The sequence below is a fragment of the Vibrio sp. Vb0888 genome, from assembly GCF_033338835.1.
Taxonomy (GTDB): Bacteria; Pseudomonadota; Gammaproteobacteria; order Enterobacterales; family Vibrionaceae; genus Vibrio; species Vibrio alginolyticus.
Genome location: NZ_JAWOTL010000242.1, coordinates 1 through 1,138, shown reverse-complemented (window position 1 = coordinate 1,138; position 1,138 = coordinate 1). Strand labels below are relative to the sequence as shown.

General features: G+C 44.6%; 1 protein-coding gene. It reads left to right on the top strand.

Annotation, left to right across the window (positions count from 1 at the left end):
* Positions 1-100 precede the first annotated feature (100 nt).
* Positions 101-1,138: glycosyltransferase family 9 protein (locus tag R7P72_RS25345; RefSeq protein ID WP_318111001.1), on the top strand; the 1,038-nt coding region annotated here is incomplete at its 3' end.

Here is a 1,138-nt window from a genome sequence, read left to right as displayed (position 1 = left end):
CACTTATCGGTACTTCGTTATATTGGAGCCGTGTATTTTACATTTATTGGGGATGTCTGCATAATTTACCTGCCTCTATTCATCTAGTCAGACAATAATTATGTTCACTTCTGCCCCGTCATCATTATGCATCTTGCGTTTATCCGCTATTGGAGATGTGTGTAATACCATCGCTACTGTGCAAGCAATTCAGAAACAGTGGCCAACCACGCAAATAACTTGGATTACTGGCAAGTTAGAAGCTCAGTTGCTAGCGGCTATTGAGGGGGTCGAAGTCATTGTATTCGATAAAAAAGCTGGTTTAGATGGCTATAAAGCCTTGTGGAAACAGTTAAAGGGCCGAGAATTTGATGCTCTGTTACATATGCAATATGCGATTCGAGCGAGCGTCGCGACTTTGGGCATTAAGGCAAAATACAAACTTGGTTTTTCGTCTGACAGAAGCCAAGATTTTCAAACACTATTCACTAATGTCAAAGTTCCCTCACCACAATCTCTGCACGTGGCGGATGGTTTGATGGCTTTTGCTCATCAAATTGGTATCCCTAACAAAGAGTTAGACTGGGCACTTTCCTACTCCACACAAGACCAAGAGTGGGCAGAGAGTCATGTTTCTTGCGACAAACCCAACCTACTGATTGTGCCAGGAGCCAGTAAAGCATATAAAAACTGGAATGCTGAAGGGTACATAGACGTCATCCACCATGCGAGAGCACAAGGTTGGAATGTAATTCTGGCTGGCAGCCCAGCTCAAGTCGAACTGGATTTGGCAGATGCCATTCAATCTCGACTGGAAGAGCCATGTCTAAATTTAGTTGGGCAAAGCTCAATCCTGCAAATGCTGGCTCTGATTGACAAAGTAGACATGGTCATCGCGCCTGATACCGGGCCAGCTCACATGGCAAGCGCCATGAACACACCGATCATTGGTTTATACGCCCACCATAATCCGGTTCGAGTGGGCCCATATCGCTATCTACAGTATGCCGTCTCAGTTTATGAGGAAGTCATCTTGGCTGAAACAGGAAAAACCAGCCAACAACTAAGCTGGAGAACTCGTGCGAAAGATGAAAAAGCAATGAATCGCATCACAAGCAAGCAAGTGATTACAATGTTCAATCAAGTCGTAGAAGATTTG